This is a genomic window from Halosolutus amylolyticus (assembly GCF_023566055.1).
Lineage (GTDB): Archaea > Halobacteriota > Halobacteria > Halobacteriales > Natrialbaceae > Halosolutus > Halosolutus amylolyticus.
Genome location: NZ_JALIQP010000001.1, coordinates 71,793 through 90,418, shown reverse-complemented (window position 1 = coordinate 90,418; position 18,626 = coordinate 71,793). Strand labels below are relative to the sequence as shown.

General features: G+C 67.3%; 21 protein-coding genes. 1 reads left to right on the top strand and 20 read right to left on the bottom strand.

What is annotated here, in order from left to right:
• Positions 1-9: 9 nt before the first annotated feature.
• From acs to MUN73_RS00380, 20 genes are all read right to left on the bottom strand, one after another.
• The gene (gene acs, locus MUN73_RS00475) at positions 10-2,004 is read right to left on the bottom strand and encodes an acetate--CoA ligase (protein WP_250138490.1); all 1,995 of its coding nucleotides are present in this window, start codon (positions 2,002-2,004) and stop codon (positions 10-12) included.
• Between the two features lie 132 nt (positions 2,005-2,136).
• The gene (locus MUN73_RS00470; RefSeq protein ID WP_250138489.1) at positions 2,137-2,637 is read right to left on the bottom strand and encodes a universal stress protein; all 501 of its coding nucleotides are present in this window, start codon (positions 2,635-2,637) and stop codon (positions 2,137-2,139) included.
• A 78-nt stretch (positions 2,638-2,715) separates the two neighbouring features.
• Positions 2,716-3,141, bottom strand: coding sequence for a universal stress protein (locus MUN73_RS00465; RefSeq protein ID WP_250138488.1), 426 nt, complete (start codon positions 3,139-3,141; stop codon positions 2,716-2,718).
• Between the two features lie 108 nt (positions 3,142-3,249).
• A complete protein-coding gene (locus MUN73_RS00460; RefSeq protein WP_250138487.1) occupies positions 3,250-3,726 on the bottom strand; it encodes a type III secretion system chaperone family protein in 477 nt (158 codons plus the stop codon).
• A 68-nt stretch (positions 3,727-3,794) separates the two neighbouring features.
• The gene (locus MUN73_RS00455) at positions 3,795-4,634 is read right to left on the bottom strand and encodes a hypothetical protein (protein WP_250138486.1); all 840 of its coding nucleotides are present in this window, start codon (positions 4,632-4,634) and stop codon (positions 3,795-3,797) included.
• Positions 4,635-4,681: 47 nt separating this feature from the next.
• Complete coding sequence (locus MUN73_RS00450) at positions 4,682-5,554, bottom strand: hypothetical protein (protein WP_250138485.1); 873 nt, start codon at positions 5,552-5,554, stop codon at positions 4,682-4,684.
• Positions 5,555-5,607: 53 nt separating this feature from the next.
• Positions 5,608-6,090 (bottom strand): hypothetical protein, encoded by a 483-nt coding sequence (locus tag MUN73_RS00445; RefSeq protein ID WP_250138484.1) that lies wholly within the window; start codon positions 6,088-6,090, stop codon positions 5,608-5,610.
• 2 nt (positions 6,091-6,092) lie between these two features.
• Positions 6,093-7,127 carry a DNA primase gene (locus tag MUN73_RS00440; protein WP_250138483.1) on the bottom strand — a complete coding sequence of 345 codons (1,035 nt, stop codon included), beginning with the start codon at positions 7,125-7,127 and terminating at the stop codon, positions 6,093-6,095.
• 180 nt (positions 7,128-7,307) lie between these two features.
• Positions 7,308-8,621, bottom strand: a complete 1,314-nt coding sequence (locus MUN73_RS00435; protein WP_250138482.1) for an outer membrane protein assembly factor BamB family protein — start codon at positions 8,619-8,621, stop codon at positions 7,308-7,310.
• Positions 8,622-8,623: 2 nt separating this feature from the next.
• Positions 8,624-8,995: a DUF3209 family protein gene (locus tag MUN73_RS00430; RefSeq protein ID WP_250138481.1), complete on the bottom strand. Its 372-nt coding sequence runs from the start codon at positions 8,993-8,995 to the stop codon at positions 8,624-8,626.
• 55 nt (positions 8,996-9,050) lie between these two features.
• Complete coding sequence (locus tag MUN73_RS00425) at positions 9,051-10,277, bottom strand: CbiX/SirB N-terminal domain-containing protein (RefSeq protein WP_250138480.1); 1,227 nt, start codon at positions 10,275-10,277, stop codon at positions 9,051-9,053.
• Between the two features lie 19 nt (positions 10,278-10,296).
• Positions 10,297-11,034, bottom strand: a complete 738-nt coding sequence (locus MUN73_RS00420; protein WP_250138479.1) for a cobalamin biosynthesis protein — start codon at positions 11,032-11,034, stop codon at positions 10,297-10,299.
• Complete coding sequence (locus MUN73_RS00415) at positions 11,031-11,297, bottom strand: ferredoxin (protein ID WP_250138478.1); 267 nt, start codon at positions 11,295-11,297, stop codon at positions 11,031-11,033. Before MUN73_RS00415 ends, MUN73_RS00420 begins: the two co-directional genes overlap by 4 nt.
• A 28-nt stretch (positions 11,298-11,325) precedes the next feature.
• A complete protein-coding gene (gene cobJ, locus MUN73_RS00410; protein WP_250138477.1) occupies positions 11,326-12,348 on the bottom strand; it encodes a precorrin-3B C(17)-methyltransferase in 1,023 nt (340 codons plus the stop codon).
• A gap of 9 nt (positions 12,349-12,357) precedes the next feature.
• The gene (locus MUN73_RS00405) at positions 12,358-13,239 is read right to left on the bottom strand and encodes a precorrin-3B C(17)-methyltransferase (protein ID WP_250138476.1); all 882 of its coding nucleotides are present in this window, start codon (positions 13,237-13,239) and stop codon (positions 12,358-12,360) included.
• Complete coding sequence (cbiG, locus tag MUN73_RS00400; RefSeq protein WP_250138475.1) at positions 13,236-14,234, bottom strand: cobalt-precorrin 5A hydrolase; 999 nt, start codon at positions 14,232-14,234, stop codon at positions 13,236-13,238. Before cbiG ends, MUN73_RS00405 begins: the two co-directional genes overlap by 4 nt.
• A gap of 117 nt (positions 14,235-14,351) precedes the next feature.
• A complete protein-coding gene (locus tag MUN73_RS00395) occupies positions 14,352-15,248 on the bottom strand; it encodes a cobalt-precorrin-4/precorrin-4 C(11)-methyltransferase (protein ID WP_250138474.1) in 897 nt (298 codons plus the stop codon).
• The gene (locus MUN73_RS00390) at positions 15,245-16,066 is read right to left on the bottom strand and encodes a cobalt-factor II C(20)-methyltransferase (RefSeq protein ID WP_250138473.1); all 822 of its coding nucleotides are present in this window, start codon (positions 16,064-16,066) and stop codon (positions 15,245-15,247) included. Before MUN73_RS00390 ends, MUN73_RS00395 begins: the two co-directional genes overlap by 4 nt.
• On the bottom strand, positions 16,063-16,716 hold the full coding sequence (gene cbiT, locus MUN73_RS00385; RefSeq protein ID WP_250138472.1) for a precorrin-6Y C5,15-methyltransferase (decarboxylating) subunit CbiT: 654 nt from the start codon (positions 16,714-16,716) through the stop codon (positions 16,063-16,065). The genes MUN73_RS00390 and cbiT overlap by 4 nt, the downstream gene beginning before the upstream one ends.
• 145 nt (positions 16,717-16,861) lie before the next feature.
• Complete coding sequence (locus tag MUN73_RS00380) at positions 16,862-18,169, bottom strand: cobyrinic acid a,c-diamide synthase (protein ID WP_250138471.1); 1,308 nt, start codon at positions 18,167-18,169, stop codon at positions 16,862-16,864.
• A 185-nt stretch (positions 18,170-18,354) separates the two neighbouring features.
• Here MUN73_RS00380 and MUN73_RS00375 point away from each other — a divergent pair, with 185 nt between their 5' ends.
• Positions 18,355-18,525 carry a hypothetical protein gene (locus MUN73_RS00375; RefSeq protein WP_250138470.1) on the top strand — a complete coding sequence of 57 codons (171 nt, stop codon included), beginning with the start codon at positions 18,355-18,357 and terminating at the stop codon, positions 18,523-18,525.
• Positions 18,526-18,626 lie beyond the last annotated feature (101 nt).

Below are 18,626 nucleotides of genomic sequence, written 5' to 3'. Positions count from 1 at the left end.
AGCGAAACGTTACGGGGGGCGAACGTCCTCGTCGCCCTCGTTGCCGATCTCGGCCTGGATCTCGCCGACGATCTCCGGATTCCGGAGCGCGCTCGTGTCGCCCAGTTCCTCGCCGTTCGCGACGTCCTCGAGCAGGCGGCGCATGATCTTCCCCGATCGCGTCTTGGGGAGTTCGGGGGTGAACACTACCGCCGCGGGCCGGGCGATCGTTCCGATCGTGGACTCGATGTTATCAAAAATCGATCGGCGGACCGTCGGGTCGGAGTCGTAGCCGCTCTCGGTGCTCACGTACGCGCAAATTTCGGTGTCGCCGGCCCCGCTCGTGCGACCGACGACGGCGGCCTCGGCCACGCCGTCGACGCCGGCGATCGCGGACTCGATCTCCATCGTGCTCAGCCGTCGTCCCGACACGTTGATCACGTCGTCGACCCGGCCCAGCACGGTGATGTAGCCGTCCTCGTCGATCCGGGCCGCGTCGCCGCTCTCGTACCACCACCGGTCCGCCTCGGGGTCCGAGAACCGGGTCCAGTACTCCTCGATGAACCGATCGTCGCCGTCGTACAGCGTCCGGGCCATCCCCGGCCACGGCCTGGCGAGGACGAGGTAGCCGGGTTCGCCCGGTTCGACCTCCGTCCCTGAATCGTCGACGACCCGGGCGTCGATCCCCGGCAGGGCTGGCCCCGCAGCGCCGGGTCTCATCTCGTCGATGCCGGGGAGCGTCGAGACCGTGATCGCTCCCGTCTCGGTCTGCCACCACGTATCGACGATCGGGCACTCCTCGTCCCCGATGTGTTCGTAGTACCACTCCCACGGCCGCGGACTGATCGGTTCCCCGACGGTGCCGAGAAGCCGCAGCGAGGAGAGGTCGTGCCCTGCGGGATACTCCTCGCCCCACTTCATGAACGCCCGGATCGCCGTCGGTGCGGTGTAGAACACGTCGACGGCGTTCCGATCGACGATCTCCCAGAGGCGGTCCCGATCGGGGTAGTCGGGAGTCCCCTCGTACATCACGGTCGTCGTGCCGAGTGCCAGCGGTCCGTAGACGATGTAGGAGTGACCCGTGATCCAGCCGATGTCGGCCGCACACCAGTAGGTGTCTTCGGGTTTGACGTCCAGGACGGCGTGGCTCGTCCAGGCGACGTGGGCGAGGTAGCCGCCCGTACTGTGGACGACGCCTTTCGGCTCGCCGGTCGTCCCGGAGGTGTACATCAGGAACAGCATGTCCTCGGCGTCGCGGGACACCGGTTCGACGGTCTCGCCGGTGAACTCCGCGCAGAGGTCGTGGTAGTCACGTTCGCCGTCGCCGAGCACGTGGGGGAGGTCGTCGCCGAGTCGATCGACGACGACCGTCTGGACGTCGTGGTCGAGCGCGATCCGGGCGTTGTCGACCTTGCTCTTCTGGTTGAACGCGTCGCCGCGGCGGTAATAGCCGTCGCAGGTGAGCAGGTACTCGCTGTCGGCGGCGTCCATCCGGGTGGCGAGCGCGTCCGCCGACAGCCCGGCGAAGACGACGCTGTGAGGGGCCCCGATCCGGGCACAGGCTAGCATCGCGATCGGGAGTTCCGGGATCATCGGCAAGTAGATCGTCACGACGTCGTCCTCGCCGACGCCGAGTTCCCCCAGTGCCGCCGCGAGTTCGTTGACCTCGACGAACAGGTCCTGGTAGGTGTAGGTCTCGCGTTCGCCGCGCTTGCCCTCCCACCTGATGGCGGTGTGGGTCTTCCGGCCGGCCTCGATGTGCCGGTCGAGACAGTTGTACGACGCGTTGAGTTCGCCGCCGGTGAACCAGCGGTAGAACGGGGCGTCCTCGTCCTCGAGGACGGTGCCGTAGGGCTCGTCCCAGGTAAGTAGATCGGCAGCCCGCTCCCAGCCTGCCGGTTCGTCGAACTCCTCGTGGATCCGGTCGTCCGTCACGTTCGCCTGATCGACGAACGACGGGGACGGATTTCGAGGCGACCCGGTGGGGGCGGGTCGCTCCCGTCCCCACCCGTTCCGATCGTCCATGTGTCGTGCGAATCGAGGACGGTCAGACGAATAAACGTTCCTCCAGCGATGCGAAATCGGCACCCGGTCCGCGGCGTGACCGTCGAACGCCTCGACCGACCGGGCGCGTTCACCGAACCCGTTCGTCGACCGCTAGAACTGGTCCCTCGTCGAGTCGATGTCCGAGATTTCGTCGGGGTCGATCTCGTCGGAGGGGCGGCGAACGACGTAGACGTCGTACCGGTGGTCGTTCGCGACGGGGCTCCCGACGCTCGACTGCGGGGCGATCACCGACCCGGCGTTTTCGGAGCCGATGAACACGACGGAGGCCTCGACCTCCGCGGCGACGCGTCGGATCTCACGGACGACGTTCGTCGTCGCCGTCGCCGTCGGTTCGTCGGAACTGACTCGCTCGACCCGGACCGTCGCCTCCGGTGCGACCTCCTCGGCCCGCGATCGAAGTCCCGACTCGATCCGCTCCGACGCGAACGGTTCGCCCTGCGTGATCCAGCCCCGTTCCACGGCGTAGTCCGCGTCGTCGGGGATCACCGTCAGCACGACGACGTCTTCGTCGAGCAGGTCGCCGAAGGTCGACGCTTTCTCGAGCGCGTTCGTCGCCAGTTCCGAGCCGTCGAAGGGGACGAGGAGTGTCATGGCGTTATCTCTAACGAGAACGGTCGTAAATGTTCGCCCTCCCCCTCTCGAACGAATTTATAAATGTAAAATCAGTTTTCAATTTCCAACGACGAGCACCGGTCGATCGGCGAACCTGACGACGCCGTCGACGGTACTCCCGAGCAGTGCCCGCCTGAGGTTCGATCGTCCCTCCGCACCGACGACGACCACGTCGACGCCGCGTTCGGCCGCGTAGTCGACGACCTCCTCGTGGGGAACGCCCGATCGAATCGTCGTCTCGACGTCGATGCCCGCGTCGCTGGCGGCGGCCTCGACGGCCGCGATCGATTCCTCGGCCTGCTCGCGAAGCGCGCGTTCTGCTTCCTCGGGGTCGACGATCGCGTTGTCGTAGGTCGTCCGGGTCTCGACGACGGCGATGCTGGAGAGCGAGGCATCGAACTCCTTCGCGAGGTCGATCGCGTGCTCGGTCGCGTCCATCGCGGCGTCGCTGCCGTCCGTGGCGACGAGGATCCCGTCGTACATACCCGACGAGAGGGGGCCCCGGCACTAAACTCCCTCACCCGATCGTGGCGACGCTCCCGATCGACCCGCAACGAGCCAGTAGTCTGGTGTTCGCTCGGTCGAAGTCCCCTAGGCGTCGGTTTCCTCGCCCGCCGACACTGCCGCAACGACGTTCTGGACGTACCGCATGCTCGTCGCGATCGACATGACGCCGTCCATCAACCGCTGCTGACTCGCCCCGTCGGGATAGATCCGGTACTCGACCTGTACCGTCTCCGCGTCCCGTAACTGACAGGCAGCGCCCTCGGGGTCGAGGAACGTGTAGAACCCCGGCGTCGACGCGAGCATCGGCCCGACGTACTCCAGCAATTCGCTCCGGCGTCGATCGTCCCGGAGCAGATCCTTCGCGCGATCGGTGTCGAACCCGCTTCGACCGACGATCCGAATCGGGGCGAACGGCTCCTCTTTGATAACGTGTACCGGCAGCCGCGAGAGTTCGATCTGGAAGTTGAACTCGGTGTCCTCGTCCGCGTGGCGCGTGACGTCCCTGATCGCCGTGTCGTCCAGCCAGTCGCGGACCTGTTTCTCGCTGACGTGTCTCGACATAGGGGTGCCACGACTGATGGGAGGATAAGGCTTCAGCGCGCGCTATCCTGCCGTCGCGATCGGACTCCTCAGTTCTTCTTCGGCATCGTCGAGTGGCGCCTGACGGCGCGCATGTCCGCTCGCTCGGACGGCGGCGGCGCCATCGTGGAGTGTCTGGAGGACTCGCTCGACCCGCTCCGCAGGCCCTGGTCCGCGCCGAGAAGGCCGTCCTCGTCGGTCCCGAGAAGGCCGTTTTCGTCCGCGGACTCGGCGTCTGCGGGTTCCTCCGCTTCGGCCGTCGTCTCCTCGACCTCGTCGTCCGCTGTCGCCGCCTCGTCAGTTTCGTCACTGGACGCCTCGCCAACCGCCGCTTCCAGTTGCTCCTGGAGCGACGAGACGTCGTCGCCGAAGTCGGCCACCCGATCGGACAGGGTCGATCGGATCCGGTCCTCGAGATCGTCCGTATCCTCGTCTCCGGGCCCGGGTTCGCCCTCGGACTCCGCCTCCGCCTCGGCTTCGTCGCTGGACTCGTCCCCGGCCTCGCTCTTTGACGACTCCCCCGTCCCGTCTCCTGACTCGATCGCTTCCCTGAGGCTCCCGACCGCGTCGTCGAGCTCGCCGTCGCCGGTTCGATCGGCCAGGTTCGCGAGGTGCAGTACCCGCTCGAGATCGGCCACCCGCTCCGGGTCACCTCGCGCGATCGCGTCGGGGATCGTGTCCGGTTCGGAGCCGTCGGGAAGCGTGTCGAGGCCGACTGCGGCGAGCAGGTCCTGCGGATCGGCCGAGTCGACGATCTCGCTCGCTTCCCGGGCGGTCTCGCCGATCGATGGATCTCCCGAGTCCTCGCCCCCGCGAGAGAGGGCTGCCCCGCTCGCGGCGTCGGCCTCGGTCAGCAGTTCGTCGACTCGTTCGGATAGATTCTCGCTCATGTGTGTGCTTGCTCCCGTCGTCCCTCGATCGTCGTCGATCGTGGCGGTCACTCCGCTTCCTGGGTCGCTTCGTCCGCAGACTCCCCATCGTCGCCCGTCGACTCGCCGTCCTCACCTGCCGACGCCTCGTCGTCGCTCGTCACCGTCTCGATGATCTCGTCGGTCATCTCCTCCCGACTCAGGTTCGCCTTGACGTCGACGTCCTTGGCGATCGACTGGAGGTCCTGGTAGGACATCACCCCGAGGAAGTCCGCCAGCGTCTCCCGCCTGAGATCCTCGAGGTCTTCGGCCGACGGTTCGGAATCGGATTCGTCCTCGTCAGCCTTCTCAGCCGCCTCCTCTTCTTCTGGCGCTTCCTCCTCTTCCTCTGACGATTCGTCTTTCTCTGCCGCTTCATCCTCTTCTTCCGCCGTTTCGTCCTCCTCTGGCGCTTCCTCATCTTCCTCCGCCGTTTCGTCCTCCTCTGGCGCTTCCTCATCTTCCTCCGCCGTTTCGTCCTCCTCTGGCGCTTCCTCATCTTCGATCGCCGACTCGCCTGCGGACTCGTCGCGATCGAGTATCCCTCCCAGTCGACCCCCGTCGGTGACCGACCCGGCCAGCGATTCGAGGGCCTCCCGCCCGCCGAGTTCGTCCAGGGCGTCACCGAACCCCTCCTTGACTCCCGACGTGACGTCGGATCGAAGCTCCGAGAGGTCCTTCTCTTCCTCGACACCCTGCGCGAGCGCCTCGTGGACCTCGCGGCCGATCGAACCGCCCAGTTCCCGACCGATCCGCTCGCCGAACCGGCGGCCGACTGCCGCCCCGATCTCGTCGCCGTCGATCTCGTCCTCGATATCGCCGTCGCCGAGCAGTTCGGCAACGCCGACCTGATTCGTGACCTCGGTGGTGACGGCCTCCGTCAGCCCGGAATCGTCACTCATCCGCGTCACCTCGCGTCGATCGATCGTCGATGGAACGAGTCGTCGTCACGGGTTTAGCCCTCCTCGTCACTGTCGTCGCCGTCGTCTTCTGCCTCGGCTTCCTCACTCTCGTCGGCAGTGTCTTCGTCCGCCTCGGCTTCCGCTTCTTCACCCTCGCCTTCTGTCTCTTCGTCCTCTGCCTCCTCGGTCCCTTCTTCGTCGGCCGCTTCTTCTGCTTCCTCGACGGCTTCCTCTTCCTCCGCTTCCTCGACTGCTTCTTCTTTCTCCGCTTCCTCGGCGGCTTCTTCTTCCTCCGCCTCGTCTTTCTTCCCGAAGAGTTCCTCGACGACGAGATGTCCGATCGATCGACCGAGGGTCTCGCCGAGCTTTCGGCCGATAACTGCGCCGATCATCGCACCGAGTGCCTCTCCGAGGGGTTCGTCCTCGTCGATCTGGTCCTCCCACTGGGTTCCCTCGATCAACTCGTCGAGGTTGATGTTCTCGGTGATCGATTCGTAGTCGATCCGCTGGGTCATCGATTCGGTTTCCTGACTCATTGTTATGCTTCCGCTGGTGCGCCCTCCTGTGCGTCCGCTTCGTCGCGTTCACCTTCCGGTTCGAGTTGCTCGAGGAGTTGCTGGATCACGCTCCGAACGATCGTCGCGATGACCTCCTCTACCGGGAGTCCCGGGACGAGACCGACGAGTTTCTCCTTCAGCCAGCCCGCCGCGCCCGACAGTGTCGATCGGACCCACTGGACCGCCGAGGCGATTCGTCCGGGTTCGGCCTCCGCTTCTTCCCCTTCCTCTTCGCCGACCGGTTCTTCTGCCGCTCCTTCTTCGATATCCTCCGCCTCACCACGACCGAAGAGACTCCTGAGGAAGGCTCCGGGTTTACGGACCAGATCGCTGAGCCCGCTCTTTACCCGCTCCGACAGGGAGCCGAGCCACTCCTTCGGCTTGCCGAGTATCGACTTCAGCTTGTCCGTCAGGGAACCGAGCCACTCCAGTGGCTTCCCCAGCAGCGACGTCACCTTGTCCAGCAGCGCACCCGGGCCGTCCAGCAGGCCCGTCACCGCGGACAGCAAGTTCCCGAGTAAATTGCCACCCCCGGGCCGGGCCGAGACGTCGAGGGTGACCGGGTTCAGGTTGACCTCGAGCCCGAGCAGGTCCAGGAACAGGCCGTCGAGATCGAGGTGCAGGACGCCGGAGGCGTCGTCACCCTCGTACACGGTTTCGGCGTCGTCGGCGTGCCCCTCCGCGCGATCGTCTTCGACGAGGTCTCCGGTTACGTCCAGTCCCTCTTCGTCTTCTTCTTCAGCTTCGTCTTCCTCGGCCTCTGCTGGCTCCTCTTCGACCCCTTCCGACTCCTCTTCGACCTCTGCTGGCTCCGCTTCAGCCTCCTCTTCGGCCCCTTCTGTCTCTTCTCCGGCGTCAGCTTCACCATCGTCCTCGGCTTCCTCTTCGGTGTCTGCCTCGCTCTCGTCGTCCGCCTCGGGTTCGGCCTGTGCCTGCCCGCCGTCGGTCATCACCCGTCGGGACGGCTGGGCCCGTCGATCGACCCCGTCGGGACGGCTCGAGGTGGATCCGACCACTACGGGATCCGAACACTCGTCGCTGGTATCAGTTTCTGGTCCCGCTGTCATTATTCGAAAATACAGACGGGAGACAGCGTTGTGGGGGTTGCCCTTGCGTGTGCGACTGTCAGTACCGACGACGATCGACAGAGCGACGGATCGACGTTCGAGACCGGACCTCGGCGTCGATCGAACGAGTCAGCACCCGTCGACCGATCCGACGTGAACGGCGTACTCGCCGCGCGTCTCACTCTCGTCGTGGTACTCGACGGGTTCCTCGATGGCGGCGATCGTCCCGTCCGCGACGGCGGCCGCGGTCGCGATCCCGTCGAACCCCTCGACGCCGCCGGTGCCCGTCTCGCGATCGAACCAGCGGATGGCGTGGGTCCCGGGATCCCGGACCCGGAAGTTCTGCGCGCAGGGCGCGACGATCGTCCCGTCGGCAGCGGCGAGTCCGTGGACGAAGCCACGGACCGCGTCGTCCCACACGGGATCGCCCGCGGCGTCGACGACCGTAACGCGGTGTTCGTTCGGGTGCCGATTCTCGGTCTCGCGGCTCTCTTCGGCGTAGGTGTTGCCGGTCACGAACGCGACGCGACCGTCGCTCGCGGAGACGTGATTCGGGTAGGCGTACAGCGTCTCCCCGTCGATCTCGGTCTCGACCGCGAGGTCGACCCACCAGCGCTCGGCACCGCCCGGCCCGAGCAGGTAGCCGCGCTTGTCCCCGTGGCTCGCGACGGCGAGTCGATCGCCGTCGAACGAGACGTCGCCGACGCGCCGATCGCCCGGCGTCCCGGGATCCCACGTCCACTTCGGGTCGCCGGTCGCCGCGTCGAGGACGACGAGGCCGTGATCGTGGTCACCCAGACAGCGGTTGTAGCCGACTGCCAGTCGGTCTCCGTCGGGGGCGAGGTCGATCGCGATCGGCGAGGCGTCGGTCTCGTACCGCCAGCGAACGGTGCCGTCGGCGTCGAACGCGAGGACGGTGCTGTACCAGCGCCGAACATCACCGTCCCGTTCGTACCGGCGGGCCGCGGCGTAGAGCCGTTCGTCGCCCGCGTCCGTGTCGCCGGCCTCGATCGCGACGACGTACGGCAGGTAGAAGACGGAGTCCCTGACGGGGTCGCCGACGTCGGCCGCGGTGTCGTAGCGCCACTGCTTAGCCCCGGTTTCGGCGTTGTAGGCCGCAATCGTCCCCGTCTCGCCGCGACCGGCGACGACGATCGCGTCGGCGTCGGTGCCGCTTCCCGTCCCGGTTCCGTCCTCGAGCGTCGCGATCCCGACCGCGTGATCCGGGTGGGAAGCCGTCCACCGCGTCTCGAGCGAGTCGGCGTCGAACGCGGTAACGGTGCCGTCCCACCGTCCCGCGAGGACGAGGTCGCCGGTGACGTGGACGGCCGATCGAGTCCACGTGTGGCGACTCCGCGCGGCCTCGATCTCGCCGAGGCTGAGTTGCCGGAACTCGCCGTTCCGATCGGCTCGTGCGCCGGTGTCGGATTCGGAACTCGCCATTCTCACTCCTCTACGGGGAACGTTTCGTGGAGGGTGTCGTGCGCCTCGCCGAGGCCGTCGACGATGCTCTCTCCCTGCGCAGTGAGTCGCTGGACCGCCCGCTCGGCGTTACGAACCTCGAGCAGACGGCCGCGGGTGTAGTCGTAGGCCGGATCCTCGCGATCCATCGTCGCGACCTCCTCCTCCAGGTCGACCAGCGCCGCGTCGAGGTGGCGCTGGAGTTCGGCGAGGCTCTCGGCGTTCGCGAGTCCCTCGATCGGTCCCTCCAGATGGCCATCGAGTTCTTTCGCCGCGTGGTCGCGGGTGCTCTCGTCCCCGACGCCGAGGACGGTCATCAGTCCGAGTCGTAGCGCTTCGATTTCGTGACAGCTCATGGTGGTGCGTGGTGAGTCGTGTCGGCAGTCGTGTGTTCGGCGAGCGATGCAACTCCTACAGCGTCCGATCGACGAGGTCGCTGACGATCCGATCGCGATCGAGGTGGTCGGTGACGATCCGCTCGGCGTCGTTGCGGTCGACGTCGCCGTACCAGATCCCGTCGGGATAGACGGCGACCATCGGGCCGTCACCGCAGCGGCCGAGACAGGACGATCGGGTGATCCGGGCGTCGCAGTGGTCGGAGTCGCGGGCCGCCTGGCGAAGCCGTTCGATTACCGCTGGGGACCCCATCTCGGCACAGGTCCGGTTCGTACACACCGCGACGTGTTTCGCGGGCCCGTCGTGACTGTGTGGCTCGTCGTCGACGTCGTCCCGATCGGCGTGGGCCCCCTGGTGGGCGAGCGCGCGGAGCATCGCCCGTGCGCCGCCGACGTCCTCCTCGTAGCCCTCGAGGTCGACCTTGTACTTGCAGGTATCACAGGACATCTCGACGCTACCCGTCCGGGCCTCCTGCCACCGATCGGCGAAGACGTCGAGCAGCCGCGAGTCGGTCCCGAGCGGGTCGCCCGCCAGCGCATCGACGTAGGGATACTCGTCGTCGAACGCTGCGGTCCAGTCCCGAACCCGCTGGGTGAGGACGCCGTCCCCGAGCATGTACGGCAGGACGACGACCGCGTCCGGCCGGTGTTTCGAGAGTCCGTGAAGGGACTCCTCCAGCGTCGGCTCCGTGACGCCGACGAACGAGGCCTCCACGCGATCGAACGCCCGCCCCTCGTACAGCAACCGGGCCAGTTTGTGGACGTCGCCGTTGGCGTCCGGATCGCTCGACCCGCGCCCGCAGAGGACGACGGCGACGTCGTCGGTCCCCCGGTCGACGCCGAGTTCGCGCTCGACCGCGGCGGCCCGATCGTCGAGCAGGTCGACGATCGCCGGGTGAATCCCCAGGTGGGAGCCGTTGGCGATCTCGACGTCGTGGGCCGCGCGGGCCTGTTCGATCGCCAGCGGGACGTCGTTCTTGACGTGGCTCGCGGCGAACAGCGAACAGTGGACGACCGTAACCCGCGAGACGATCGTCGCGAGTTCGGCGAACGCCTCGTCGATCGCCGGCTCCGCGAGTTCGAGGAACGCCGCGTCGACCGGAATCCCCAGTCGGGACTCGAGGTCGGCCGCCAGGTCCCGGACCTGCTCGTTCGACTTCTCCCGGCGGGAGCCGTGTCCCACCAGGAGGACCGCCTCGTCGTCGAAGGCCGTCGTGGACGGGGTGTCGTCAGGTGTGCTCATCGTATTTCGTGTGCGTGGGTTACTGCTGGGGATCGTCGTACGCCGCGGCCTGTTCGAGGCTCCGTTCGAGTTTGCGTCGGCGACTCGGGGCGAACAGGCCGGTCTCCTCGCAGTCCTCGTAGAGCCAGGTGCCGAACGCGGGCGCGGCGTCGTCGTCGACGCCGAACCAGTAGCCGCCCGAAGACGTCTCGGAGAGATCGCCCAGGGGTGCGTCGACCGGACAGTCGGCGATCGAATCCTGCACGAACGCGAGCAGGTCCCGATCGTCGTGGACGAACGAGATTCCCACACTGGCGCTCGAGGACTTGAAACAGATCGTTCCACAGCCCTCGAGCAGACCCCGGAGCAGTTCCCGATCGTACGCCGAGAACGCGCCGAATCGGTAGTTACCGCGGCCGTCGACGGGGAGGCCGATCGCCCCGCGTCGTCCGAGGAGGTGCGCGTCGTCCTCGCCATCGGCGTCCCCGGCCTCGATCGAGAGCGTGTACTCGTCCTCGGTCCGTGTGATCGACGCGTCGTGAGCGTACTCGCGACTGATCGTCCGGTGCTCGAGTTCACCGCCCGCGATCGCCGCGAGCACCTGCGCGGACGCCTCGTCGTTCGTGACGACGTCGATGCCCGCGTCGCTGACCGTCCCGCTTCCGGCGACGTGGCCCCAGAAGTAGGCCGTCGCGGGATGTCCCGCGAGGGGGTCGGCCGGCACCTGGATCTCGATTCCGGTCACCTCGTCGTCGATCGGCGACTCCGCGTCGCTCATTCGGCCACCTCCTCGACGACGATCGCGTCTGTCGGACACGCCGCCGCGGCCCGTCTCGCCTCGTCGATCCGATCGTCGTCGAACGTCGCAACGACGCGCTCCGCGGTGTCCGTGACCGCGCCCTCGCAGTCGTACACCGGGTCTGCGCCGGGGTCGATCGTCGCGAGGCCGTCGTCGCCTTCGACGAACCGCGGATCCCGGGTCAGGCAGGCGAAGATGCCGTCACAGGCGTCCTTCTCGATGGTGACTTCGTATCGTGGCATAGTAGTGTGTCGGTGGTCGGCAGTCGTCTCAGTAGTCGTACTTCGTCTCGTAGCCACGCGGTGTGACCATCCGATCGTCCCAGACGTAGGTGTCCTCGGTGCCGACGACGATCGTCGTCGTCATGTCGACGATCTCGTGCTCGCCGAGGGCTTCGAGTTCGCCGAGTTCGGTGATCAGCACCTGCTCGTCCTCGCGGCCGGCGCCGTGAACGATGCCGACCGGCGTGTCGGGATCGCGATGCGTCAGCAGGATCTCGCAGGCCTTCTCGAAGTTCTCCCGACGCTTGCGACTCCAGGGGTTGTAGATCGTGATCGTGAAGTTCTCGCTCGCGACCGCGTGCAGTCGCGACTCGATCTCGGGCATCGGGACGAGGTGATCCGACAGCGAGACCGAGACGGTGTCGTTCACCAGCGGTGCGCCGAGCCGGGCCGCACAGGACTGGGCCGCCGGGACGCCCGGCACCACGTCGAACTCGACCATCGACGCCGTCGCACCCTTGGACTCGAGAATCTCGAGTGCCAGCCCCGCGAGCGCGTAGACGTTCGGATCGCCGCTGCCGACGATGGCGACGTCGTTGCCCGCGAGCGCGCGATCGATCGCCTCCTCGGTCCGGGAGACTTCGCCGCACATCGGCGTGTCGTAGATCTCGTCGGCCCTCTCGGTGATCTCGTCCGGAACGAGTTCGATGTAGGTCGTGTAGCCGACGATGTGGTCGGCCTCGAGCAGGGCGGTCTTGGCGCGCTCGGTCATCCCCTCCGGGTGACCGGGGCCGAGCCCGACGGCCGTCAACTGGCCGGGGTCCGCGTCGAAGTCCTCGATCGTCGCGCCGACCTCCTGTTCGTGAGATTCGTCGTCCGAACTCGAGGCGCCACACTTGCCCGAGGATGACGAGGAACTCGAAGCGCCGCATTTGCTACTCGAGTCGTCCGCGGTGCTCGAAGAGGCGCCGCACTTCGACTCCGAAGACGAGGCGTCGGTCTCGGTTTCGGTCGTCGCACCACACTTCGAGGTCGATTCGTCGTCGGCGTCTGCGTCGGTGTCCGTGCTCATGGCTGTTGGTCAGAAATCGTCGACGTCACGCCCGCCGCGCGGGGTGACCAGGTACGTTCGATCGTCGTTGCGCCAGGTTTCGGTCTCGTGGGTGCCGATGATCAGCGAGGTGCCCATTCCCGACACTCTGTCATCGTGGTCGGCGGCCTCGCCGAGGGTCGTGACGAACTCGCTCTCGCCGTTGCGGCCGGCGTCCGCGCGGCCGGCGTCGTTGACGATCGCCACGTAGGCGTCGTCGGTGCGTTCTTCGCGGACGATCTCGACGGCCCGTTCGTAGTTGCGCCAGCAGTTGTACAGGACGATCACGAAGTCCGAGATCGCCGCCGCGCGCAGTTTCTCCTCGATCTCGTCCCAGCCGCGCCACTTGTCCGACAGCGAGACGGTACAGAAGTCGTTGCACAGCGGTGCGCCGACGTTGGCCGCCCCGCCCAGCGCCGCGGTCAGGCCGGGAACGATCTCGATCGGCACGTCCGTCGCGTCCTCCTCCTCGGCCATCGTGAAGACGAGATCGGACTTGCCGTAGACCGACGGGTCACCGCCGGAGACGTGCGCGACGTCTTTCCCCTCGCGGACGTAGTCGAACGCCGCGCGGGCGAGTTCGATCTGTCGCCCCATCGTCGATCGGACGATCTCCTGTTCGAACCCGTCTCCTCGGGTCGCGATCCCGTCCTCGTCGACTGCCTCCTCCGGGGGGAGCGTGCCGTCCTCGCGCAGGAACGCCTGGTAGAGACTCGAGGCGATGACGACGTCCGCCGATTCGATGACCCGCTTTGCCTTCACGGTCATGTGGTCCGGCAGACCCGGTCCGATGCCGACGACGTAGAGGGTGCCGTGGTCGTCGGGGGTGCCGCCGGCCGTCGCGTCCGTGGGTTCGGTCTCGCTCCCGCTCATCGGCCGATCGCCACCGTGACCTCGTTCTCGTAGCTGAGTTTCTCGAGGACGAGTTCCTGCTCGGCCCCGCCGGCGATCGCCGAGGCCTCGGAGACGCCGGGCCAGCCGATCAACTCCTTCGATCTGGAGGGGGTCGGCCCCTCGTGGTCGAGCAGGGTCTCCTTGTCGAAGGTGACCACGCCCAGATCGAGTTCCCGGGCAGCCTCGAGCAGTCCGTCCTCGTCTTCTTTCCGGGTCGCGGTCCCCACGAACTCGACGTCCTCGAGGTCGTACTCGGTTCGATCGAGCGCTTCGTCCCACGCGGCGAGGAACGCGTCCGTGCTCGCACCGGAGACGCTCCCCGTGCCGAGGACGCACCCCTCCTGCTCGTTGCGCTTGAGGACCGTCACGTCGTCGCCGACGAGGACGGCTCGCGGGCCGTCGAGTCGCGCCACGGGACCGAGGTCGTCGTCCAGCACGGCGAGGTTCGTCTTGACCGTCGAGTCGCCGTTGACGACGTGGGCGTCCATCGCCTTCGCACGGGACTCGACGCCCTGCTTGCCCGCGGCTTCCGAGGCGGTGGTCATCGCCGGGACGGCACCCATCGTCGCCAGGTCCTGTGCGACCTGGTTCGCGCCGTGGTGGCCGCCCGTGATCGGGATCGCCCAGGTGAGTTCCTCGTCGACGACGCAGATCGCGGGGTCCTCCCACTTGTCGTCGAGCAGGTGGGCCGTCTTGCGCATCGCGATCCCCGAGGCCATCAGGCCGACGAAGCAGTCGTACTCGCCCCAGTGGTCCTCGAAGACCTCGCCGTGGTACTCGAGGATCTCGATCGCCTCGTAGCGATCCGCGAGTTCCTCCTTGATCTCCTCGGCGGTGTCCATCTTCCGGCCGAAGGAGACGATCGCGATCTCCTCCGCGACTTCGCCGTCCGAATCCGGCGTCGAACAGTGGCCACCGTCGGAATCCGATCCAGTATCGCCCGTCGTATCCGTGTTCTCGGTCTCTGAACTCATTGTCCGACCTCCATCGCATCGAAATTGTCCCGTCCACGTTCCACAGCCCCGTCCAGTCCACCGACTCGACCGAAGTGGGGGCTCTCGCCGTGTTCGCGGTGACTACGCCAGCGCATGCTAGTCGTCACCTCCCTCACTCTTGCTCGCGTTCTCCGGCGAACTCCGATTCGCCCAGTCGCCGTAGAGATAGGAGCGTTCGTAGCCCGCTCCCGTGACCGCGTCGCCGATGACGACCAGCGCCGAGGCGCGGTAACCCGCTTCCTCGACTCTGTCCGCGATGTCCCCGATCGAGCCGACGATCACGTCCTCGTCCGGCCACGACGCGTGGTAGATCACCGCGACCGGCGTCTCGGGGTCGTGGCCGTCCTCAAGCAGTCGATCCATCGTGTCGCGGACCGCGTGGGTCCCGAGGTAGATGCAGGTCGTCACGTCGCCCATCTCGACAAAGTCGGAGATGTGGTCTTCCTCCGGGCTCAGGGTCTTGCCCTGGGGCCGTGTGAAGGCGACGTGGTTCGAGACCTCGTTGAGCGTCAACTGGGTCCGAAGCGTCGCGCTCGCGGCGAACGCGGACGTGACCCCCGGGACGAAGTAGGTCGGGACGCCCTCGTGTTCCAGCGCGTCCATCTGCTCGAGTGCAGCCCCGTAGATGGCCGGATCGCCGCTGTGCAGTCGCACGACGTTCCGGTCCTCCTCGTAGGCATCCCGCATCAGCGGGATCAGTTCTTCGAGGTCCTTGCCGACCGAGTTGACGAGTTCGGCGTGGTCGCAGTACTCGTCCAGGAGTTCGCTGTTCACCAGCGACCCCGCGTGGACGACGAGGTCGGCCTCCTCGAGGAGTTCCCTTCCCGCGACGGTCAGCAGCCGGGGGTTCCCGGGGCCGGCACCGACGAAGGGGATCCCCTCCTGGTCGTCGCCGGCGCTGTGCTCGAAGATCCGATCGTCGAGTTCCTCGCGCCGGCGGTCGCCCCGGGAGTCGATCGCGTCCTGCGGATCGGTCCCCCTGTCGTCGGTCATCGGTGCCCCCCACAGTCGCCGCCTTCACAGCCCTCTGCGCGCTCGCGCGCGGCGAGTCCGTCGCTCACTTCGCGACCGCCATCAGCAACGGGCTCACCGCCCGTCGATCCCTCCTCCGAACCCGATTCGTCGTCGGTCTCGAACGCGGCCGTCGCCCGCTCCACGTCGAGATCCGCCTTCTCGGCGTAGGCGAGCGTGTAGTAATCCCGCTCGTCGATCGCCGCCGGGTCGTCCGTGACGATCGTCTCGCCCTGTTCCATGAACAGTCGGCGGCCGTAGGTCACCTCGTAGCCGGCCTCGACGAGTCCCTCGTGGGTCGCCGGCGCGTCGGTGACTTTGAACAGGATCAGCCGATCGGGGCCCGTGGGACTCGCACCGTTCGCGGCCTCGCGCAGGGAGAGTCCCGCGCCGGCCTCGATCTCGACGCCGAGCGCGGTCGCGAAGGCGGTGACGGCGCTGACTCCGGGGACGATCTCCAAGTCGACGTCGGCGTGGAAGGCGTCGATCGTCCGGCGCAGGTGGCCGAACGTCGAGTAGACGTTCGGATCGCCGAGCGTGACGAACGCGACGTCGCCCTCGCGCGCGTTCGGGGCGATCTCGGCGGCGGCCTCCTTCCACGCTGACCGAAGCGTCTCCTCGTCTTTCGTCATCGGGAACTCCAGGTCGCCGATCGCCGACTCGTCGACGTGTTCGAGCGCCACGGTCCGCGAGAGGCGGCCCGGCGAGTAGACCACGTCCGCGCCCTCGAGGATCCGTTTCCCGCGAACGGTGACGAGATCGGCCTCGCCCGGTCCGAGTCCGACGCCGTAGAGGGTCATCGATCCGCCCCTCCGGTATCGATCGCGGTTCCGGACGCCGTGACCCGACCGCCGTCGGCGGCGATCGGTTCCCCGTCCTCGGCGGTCTCGTCTCCTTCGTCGGCCGTCGCGCTCCCGACCAGCATGTACACCGGGTTGTCCGCGTCGAAACTCGTCGCGCCGGCGAGTTCGTAGCCGTGGCTCACCTGGAACTGGACGACCTCCTCGAGCAGGCCGCGCTCGCGGAACGCCTCGGTCGCCTTCCCCGCGACCTCGAGCCGCGAGACGTTCATCACGATCCGATCGACGTTCGTCTCGACCGCGTGGTCGAGCACGGCCTCGAAGTTGCGGCTTCCGCCGAGAAAGAGCGCGTCGGCGTCGTCGGGGAGGCCCGCGGGCGCTTCCGCGTTCCGTAACTCGACGTCGGCCCGCACCGTCTCGGCGTTCGCCGCGAGGTTTCGCTCGGTCGTCTCGAGGCGCTCTGGCTTTCGTTCGAGCGCGGTTACCCGCCCCGCTCGCCGTGCGGATTCGATCGTGATGGCTCCCGTACAGGAGCCGACCTCCGCGACGTGATCGTCGGCCGCGAGTGCGAGTTTCGACTGCACGACGGCGCGGACCTCAGGCTTGGTCGGCCCGGCCTTCGCGTCGTGTGGAAGCGCGATGGGTGGCATCACCCGGTGGAACAGAGCCCTGGCCTAAAACAATTTTGGTTGGTGTAGAACAACTACGATTGCCAAGTTGTGCTTGGAGTAAAACAAGTATTGTTGTGCACCGCTGGCGATAGATCGGGAAACCGCGTTTAGGGTACGATCGTCTTTAGCGTGCGATCGTTTCCAGAAAGCGATCGAACGCGCCGCTCTCCGGGTGGACGTGGGCGTAGGTGCCGAGCGACGCGTACTCGGTCAGGCCGTCGTGATCGCCGTCGATGCCGTCGCCGCGGACCGTCTCGAAGGCGAACCGGGCGTCGCCGTCGACATCGGCGCTGGAGTAGTGGAATTCGTGGCCACGGATCGACTCCCCGGTGCGGGCGGTCAGCGTTCCGCGGGTCGCCTCGAGTTCGACGTGATCGAGCGCCCGGTACCGATCGTGCATCCGCACGTCGGCCGGCAAAATGGCGGCCATCTCGTGCCGATCGCCCGCCGCGGTCGTCAGCGTCTGGCTCATGGCCATCAGGCCGCCGCACTCGCCGAGGACGGGGAGTCCCTCGCTGGCCCGATCGCCGAGTTCCGCGAGCGTCCCCGCCGATTCGAGGTCTTCGGCGTGCAGTTCGGGGTACCCGCCGGGCAGGTAGACGCCGTCGCAGTCGGGCACGGGATCGCCCGCGGTCGGCGAGAACGTGATCAGTTCGGCCCGCTCGCGGAAGCGCTCGATCGTCGCCGGATACCGGAAGCAGAAGGCGGCGTCGCTGGCGACCGCGACCGTGGCGTCGACGGGATCGGGCTCGGCCGCCGACGCCACGGGCTGTTCGGCCTCGCTCGCCGCCTCGACGAGCCGTTCGGTTACGAGCGAGTCGGCAGCTTCCCGAAGCGCTTCCCGGGGCAGCGCCGCCTCGTCGCCCATCTCGAGACCGAGGTGGCGGTCGGGAATCTCGAGGTCGTCGTTCGGCGGAATCCGCCCGAAGTACTCGATTTCGGACGGCAACGCCTCGCGGATCCCCTCCTCGTGGCGGCCGCCGTGGGCGCGCTGGGCGACGACGCCCGCAACGTCGACCTCGCGGCCGATCCGGTCGGCGTACTCCCGGAACCCGAGGGCCGTCGCGGCGACGCTCTCCATCCCCGCCGCGGCGTCGACGATCAGCACCACGGGGAGGCCGAGCGCCTCGGCGACCATCGCGGTGCTCGACCCGTCGCCGTCGTACAGGCCCATGACGCCTTCGACGACACAGATATTCCCCTCGCCGCGGGCGTAGTTACGCCGCAGGCCGTCCTCGCCCGCGAGCCACAGGTCGAGGGTTCGAGAGGGCCGTCCAGCGATCGCCTCGTGGTGGCTGGGGTCGATGAAGTCCGGCCCCGCTTTGGCGGGCTGGACGTCGTGGCCGGCGTCCTCGAGAGCCTGGATAACCGCGAGCGTCGCGACCGTTTTGCCGACGCCGGAGCTGACGCCGCCGAGGACGAACCCCCTCATCGATCCCTCCACGGGAACCGCTCGAGCCCCGTTGCGATCCGTTCGAACAGGGTGGTCCTGCTGGAATCAACCATTGTACTTGAGTTACGACAAGTAGGCTTGAATCCATCGGTGCCGCCGATCGTCGACGCCGCGACCACCACCGAGACGCTTACCCGTTCGAATCGGTTACGTGCATCTCCGCCATGACCGGGGAAACCGACCACGATACCGAGTACCACCTCCGGGAAGCGTTGCGGCACCTCGGAGCGGCACAGGATCGGGACGACCTCCGGAAGACCAACGCCGTCGCGATCGAAGAGGTCTCCCAGACCATCGCGACCGTCCTCAGCGAACACAGCCAGGACGAGTCCTGACGACAGTTTTTCACGACGCCGCTCGAGTGCCCCAGAGATGTCTCGGGGACGTCTGTGTCCCGATCGGTCACACCGATCGCGACTGGTCCCCGATCGTTGAC